The organism is Geminicoccus flavidas (assembly GCF_009806515.1).
Taxonomy (GTDB): domain Bacteria; phylum Pseudomonadota; class Alphaproteobacteria; order Geminicoccales; family Geminicoccaceae; genus Geminicoccus; species Geminicoccus flavidus.
On sequence record NZ_WUJP01000561.1, the window covers coordinates 1 to 5,311 of the forward strand.

General features: G+C 68.3%; 6 protein-coding genes. 3 read left to right on the plus strand and 3 right to left on the minus strand.

Annotation, left to right across the window (positions count from 1 at the left end; all coding sequences use genetic code 11):
- On the minus strand, window positions 1-1,356 hold a 1,356-nt coding region (gene glgX / locus EQG76_RS16065; RefSeq protein WP_159715246.1), incomplete at its 3' end, for a glycogen debranching protein GlgX.
- Window positions 1,357-1,608: 252 nt separating this feature from the next.
- On the opposite strand from glgX, the gene EQG76_RS16070 reads away from it, so the two are divergent.
- The 3 genes from EQG76_RS16070 to EQG76_RS16080 are packed head-to-tail and all read left to right on the plus strand — an operon-like array spanning window position 1,609 to window position 3,839.
- Window positions 1,609-2,517, plus strand: coding sequence for a DnaJ C-terminal domain-containing protein (locus EQG76_RS16070; RefSeq protein WP_159715248.1), 909 nt, complete (start codon window positions 1,609-1,611; stop codon window positions 2,515-2,517).
- 2 nt (window positions 2,518-2,519) lie between these two features.
- Window positions 2,520-2,852: a hypothetical protein gene (locus EQG76_RS16075; protein WP_159715250.1), complete on the plus strand. Its 333-nt coding sequence runs from the start codon at window positions 2,520-2,522 to the stop codon at window positions 2,850-2,852.
- 24 nt (window positions 2,853-2,876) lie between these two features.
- Window positions 2,877-3,839, plus strand: a complete 963-nt coding sequence (locus EQG76_RS16080; protein WP_159715252.1) for a glutathione S-transferase family protein — start codon at window positions 2,877-2,879, stop codon at window positions 3,837-3,839.
- A 3-nt stretch (window positions 3,840-3,842) separates the two neighbouring features.
- Here the strand turns inward: EQG76_RS16080 and EQG76_RS16085 are convergent, their stop codons facing one another.
- Together EQG76_RS16085 and EQG76_RS33510 are read right to left on the minus strand one after the other, a co-directional pair.
- Window positions 3,843-5,177: a sensor histidine kinase gene (locus EQG76_RS16085; protein ID WP_159715254.1), complete on the minus strand. Its 1,335-nt coding sequence runs from the start codon at window positions 5,175-5,177 to the stop codon at window positions 3,843-3,845.
- Window positions 5,174-5,311 (minus strand): helix-turn-helix domain-containing protein (locus EQG76_RS33510; protein ID WP_200840853.1); only part of this gene is annotated, 138 nt, incomplete at its 5' end. The genes EQG76_RS16085 and EQG76_RS33510, both read right to left, overlap by 4 nt.

Consider the following 5,311-nt stretch of genomic DNA (forward strand, 5'->3'; position numbering starts at 1 on the left):
GATGAAGTTCACGCTGGCCCAGGGCCGCCGCCCCTGATGGTTGAACATATCCCCTGACGCGCACAGGCGCGGCGCCAGTTCGGTCGCCGCCGCCTCGCCCCGCCAGAAGTCGCGGACGGTGTCGCGGAACTGGTCGTTCCACTCCGCCCAGCCCGGCGGGAAGCCGCCCACCTGGTAGCCGCCCGGCCCGCAGTCCCAGGGCTCGGCGATCAGCTTCACCGTGGCGAGCAGCGGGTCCTGGCTGCAGGCCTTGAGAAAACCGCTCTGGTTGTCGAACCCGTTCGGCTCGCGCGCCAGGATGGTGCCGAGATCGAAGCGGAACCCGTCGACATGGATCTCCTGCACCCAGTAGCGCAGGGAATCGGTGACCATCTGCAAGACGCGCGGATGGCTGAGATTCACGGTATTCCCGGTGCCGGTGTCGTTGATGTAGTAGCGCTTCTGGTCGGGCAGCAGCCGGTAGTAGCTGGCGTTGTCGATGCCCTTGAACGACAGGGTCGGGCCCTTCTCGTTGCCCTCGGCGGTGTGGTTGTAGACCACGTCCAGGATGACCTCGAGCCCGGCCTCGTGGCAGCGGGCCACCATCTCCTTGACCTCACGCAGCGTCTGCTCGTCCTCCCACGCATAGCGCGGGTCCGGCGCGAAGAAGCCGATCGAGTTGTAGCCCCAGTAGTTCCTGAGCCCCTTGTCGATCAGATAGCTGTCATCCAGGAACACGTGGATCGGCAGGAGCTCGATCGAGGTGACGCCCAGCGACTTCAGGTAGTCCAGCACCTTGCGCGTGCCGAACCCGGCATAGGTGCCGCGCAGATTCCGGGGCACGTCGGGATGGAGCTTGGTGAAGCCCTTGACGTGGGTTTCGTAGATGACCGTGCGATCCCAGGGCACGTATTGCCGCTGCGGCTCGCCCTTCCAATCGAAATTCGGGTCGACCACCACGCATTTGGGCACGAAGGGCGCGCTGTCGCGCTCGTCGAAGGTCAGGTCGTCGCCGGTCTCCATCTGGTAGCCGAAGCAGGCCGGGTCCCACTTGAGCTGGCCGGAATAGCCCCGCGCATAAGGGTCCAGGAGTAGCTTGTTCGGGTTGAACCGGTGGCCGGCCTCCGGCTCGTACGGCCCGTGCACCCGATAGCCGTAGAGGTCGCCCGGGCGAACGTCCGGCAGATAGCCGTGGAAGATCTGATCGGTATATTCCGGCAGCTCGACCCGCTCGGTCTCCTTGCCGTCTTCATCGAACAGACAGAGCTCCACCTTGCTCGCATGGGCGGAGAAGAGCGCGAAGTTGACGCCCTTGCCATCCCAGGTGGCGCCTTTGGGAAACGGTAGACCTTCCTTGATCCTGGCGCCCTTGTTCAATGCGGTTCTCCTGAATGTTCGTCGCAGGCAACGGCCCCACCTGCCCGGGCCCGGCCGCGCCGCACATGCGCCGGTCCCATCACGGCAATCTCGTGCAGGTGCGGCATTTGAACGAGCCGCGACGAAGCCGGTTCCAAGCCCGCATGACGGCCGCCCGCGGCATGATCACGGGCTTGCAACGCTGCGCACAAATCGCCACTCGAACAGAGGCAGCATGGCACGACCAGCATCGAGGAGGCGCGGTCTCAGCCGATGGACCCATATCAGGCATTGGGCGTGGCGAAGGACGCCAGCCAGGATGACATCCGCCGGGCCTATCGCCGGCTCGCCAAGGAGCTGCATCCCGACCTCAATCCCGGCAACCGACAGGCGGAGGAGCGGTTCAAGGAGGTCTCGAGTGCCTATGACCTGCTGAGCGATCCGGACAAGCGCGCGCGCTTCGATCGCGGCGAGATCGACGCCAGCGGGATGGAACGGCCGCAGCAGCGCAGCTATCGCCACTATGCCGAGGCCGACCCGGGTGGGCGCTATGGCGGCCATGGCGGCTTCGAGGACATGGACGACCTGGGCGATGTGTTCGCCGACCTGTTCGGCCGGGCCGGCCGCGGCGGTGGTGGCAGCTTCCGGGTGCGTGGGCGCGATGCCCATTACCGGCTGGACATCGCCTTTCTGGACGCGGTGAACGGCGGCCGGCAGCGCATCACCCTGCCGGACGGCCAGACGCTCGACGTCACCATTCCGCCCGGCATGCGCGACGGCGGCATCCTGCGCCTGGCCGGCAAGGGTGAGCCTGGGATCGGCGGCGGGCCTCCTGGCGACGCGCTGATCGAGGTCAGCGTACGCCCCCATCCGCTGTTTCGGTTGGAAGGCAACGACATCGTCATGGAGCTGCCGATCACGCTCGACGAGGCGGTGCTCGGCGGCAAGGTGGAGGTGCCGACCGTCACTGGACGAGTCAACGTGAGTGTGCCCAAGGGAGCCAGCACCGGCGACGTGCTGCGCCTGCGCGGCAAGGGCATGGCCGCGGGCGGTGTCACCGGCGACCAGCGGATCGTCCTCAAAGTGGTGCTGCCCAAGCCGGTCGACGACGAGCTGGCCGCCTTCATGGAGAAGTGGCGGGCCACGCATCGCTATGATCCACGCAGCGATCTCGGGAGGTGATGATGCGGCTCACCGAAGAGGAGGTGCTGGCCGAGGTCCGGGAGGTCGGGATCGTCCGCCTCAGGCTGTGGGTCGAGCGCGGCTGGATCGTGCCGAACCGCGACCTGGCGGGCCCGACCTTTGACGAGCTGGACGTCGCCCGCATCCGGCTGGTCTGCCAGCTCGCCGACGAGTTAGCGGTCGAGGAGGACAGCCTGCCAGTCATCCTCTCGCTGGTCGACCAGCTCTACGCCACGCGGCGCGACCTCAAGGCCCTGGCGCGCGCGGTGCTCCAGGAACCGGAGGACATCCGCAGGCGTATCCACCAGCATTACCGCGCGGCGCTCGAACCATAGCCGCCAGGCTAAAGGCAGGGGAACATGGGGCAGCTGGTCGACGGGCTCTGGAAGGACCAGTGGTATGACACTGCCAGCACCGGCGGGGAGTTCCGGCGCGAGAACGCCTCGTTCCGCAACTGGGTGACCGCGGACGGCTCGCCCGGACTCAGCGGCGAGGGCGGCTTCGCGGCCGAGCGCGGCCGCTACCATCTCTATGTCTCCTATGCCTGCCCCTGGGCGCACCGCACCCTGATCCTGCGCTCGCTCAAGGGGCTGGACGAGATGATCGGCCTGTCGGTGACCCACTGGCGGATGGCCGAGAACGGCTGGACCTTCGAGCCGGGCGAAGGGGTGGTGCCGGACCCGATCATGAATGCCCGCTACTTGCACGAGCTCTATACCCGGGCCGACCCGCACTTCACCGGCCGGGTCACCGTGCCGCTATTATGGGACAAGCAGCGGAACACGATCGTCAGCAACGAATCGTCCGAGATCATCCGGATGTTCAACCGTGCCTTCGACGGCGTGGGTGCCAAGCCTGGTGACTATGTGCCGGCCGAGCTGGAGACGGAGATCGACCGGCTGAACGAGCGGATCTACCCGAACGTCAACAACGGCGTGTACCGGGCAGGCTTCGCCACCTCGCAGCGCGCTTATGACGAGGCGGTGGGTCCGCTGTTCGAGACGCTGGACTGGCTGGAGGAGCGGCTGGCCGGCCGCCCCTACCTATGCGGCGAGCACCTGACCGAGGCGGACATAAGGCTGTTCCCGACCCTGTTCCGCTTCGACACGATCTATGTCGGGCACTTCAAGTGCAACATCCGCCGGCTGGTCGAGTACCCGCGCCTCTGGGCCTACACGCGGCGGCTCTACCAGATGGAGGACATCCGCCGGACCACCAACCTGACCCACGCCAAGCGTCACTATTACGAGAGCCACCGGACCATCAACCCGACCGGGATCGTCCCGCGCGGCCCGGAGCTGGACTTCGGTGCACCGGTGTGAGCGTCAGGGCGCGGCCGGGCGCAGCCGGACGGAGACCCGGCAGCCCGGCCCGGGCGACAGCCAGATCTGTCCGCCATGGCGCTCGACCACCCGGCGCACGATCGCCAGACCCAGCCCGGCGCCCGCGGAGGCCGGGTCGCCCTTGCGGTAGCGCTCGAACGCAGCGTTGCCCAGACCGGGCGGAAGGCCCGGCCCCTGGTCCGCCACCTCCAGGAGCGGTCCCTCCCCGTCGCCGGCGACCCTGACGATCACGGTGCCAGCGCCATGGGCCAGGCCATTCTCGACCAAGTTGCGGACCAGCTCGCGCAGTTCGTCCGGATCGCCCAGGGCCGCCACCCGGTCGGGCGCCTCGACCTCGATCCTGCGTCCGGCCTCCTCGGCGAGCGGCAGGAGCGATGCCGCCACCTCGCGGCCGATCCTCGCCAAGTTGACGGGCGCCAACGCGCCCTCCTCCCGCCCCTCCTGACGGGCGAGCGTCAGCATCTGCTGCACCAGGCGGCGCATATGCCCCGTTTCCCGCTCGATCGCCGCCCAGTCCGCGGTGCCGTCCAGCTTGGCCTGCTGGAGGCGCAGCGAGAGGGCGGCCAGCGGCGTGCGCAGCTCATGAGCGGCGTCGGCGGTCAGGCGGCGCACCGCCTCGTAGCCCGCGACCAGACGGTCCAGCGCGTCGTTGGCGGCATTCACCAGCGGCCGGATCTCTCCGGGCAGCCCCTCCGCTGGGATCCGGCTGTCCAGGCGCTCCGGCCCGACCAGGGCCACCGCCTGTGAGGCACGCAGCAGCGGCTTGAGGCTCCAGCCGACGACCAGCCAAATCGCCAGCATGGACAGGAGCGCGAAGGGCAGCAGGGTGTAGAACAGGAACTCCACCGCCTCCTCGGACAGGACGCGCACCACGCCGGGGCTCTCGAGATCCGCCCGCGCCACCTGGAGGATGCCGCCATCCGCCGTCGAGACGGCGAGGAAGCCGATGTCCCGGCCCTCCAAATGGGCACGCTGCATGGTTCCGAGCGGCAGGCCGAAGGGTGGCGGCAGCGGGATCAGGAGGTTCGGCGAACGGCCGATTTGCCGGCCAGCCGCGTCGTAGAGGCTCCAGTGGACCAGCGAATCCGGCTGGGCATAGGCGGCCGTCCATTCCGGCGGCAGCACGTCGGCCACGATCGTAGCGCCGGCCTGAGCTTCCAGCGTGACCTCCGCCTGCAGCCGCAGCGCGTTGCGCAACAGCTCGCCGCGCATCTCGGCCACCTCGATCCAGTAGAATAGGGAGGCACCTCCCAGCCCCAGCAGGAAGGCGAACAGCATCACGAGCGCGAGGCGGCCGCGCAGGCTGAAGCCGCTCATGCGTCTTCGTCCGCAATCAGGCGATAGCCGATGCCGCGCCTGGTCTCGATGCGTACCCCGCACGCCGCCGCGTCCAGCTTGCGGCGCAGCCGGGAGACCAGCGCCTCCAGCGCATTGGGCGTGACCGCCTCCTC

Coding starts and splice junctions, on each gene's coding strand:
- EQG76_RS16085 (WP_159715254.1), bottom strand. CDS start 5,177: ATGAGCGGCTTCAGCCTGCGCGGCCGCCTCGCGCTCGTGATGCTGTTC.
- EQG76_RS16080 (WP_159715252.1), top strand. CDS start 2,877: ATGGGGCAGCTGGTCGACGGGCTCTGGAAGGACCAGTGGTATGACACT.
- EQG76_RS16075 (WP_159715250.1), top strand. CDS start 2,520: ATGCGGCTCACCGAAGAGGAGGTGCTGGCCGAGGTCCGGGAGGTCGGG.
- EQG76_RS16070 (WP_159715248.1), top strand. CDS start 1,609: ATGGACCCATATCAGGCATTGGGCGTGGCGAAGGACGCCAGCCAGGAT.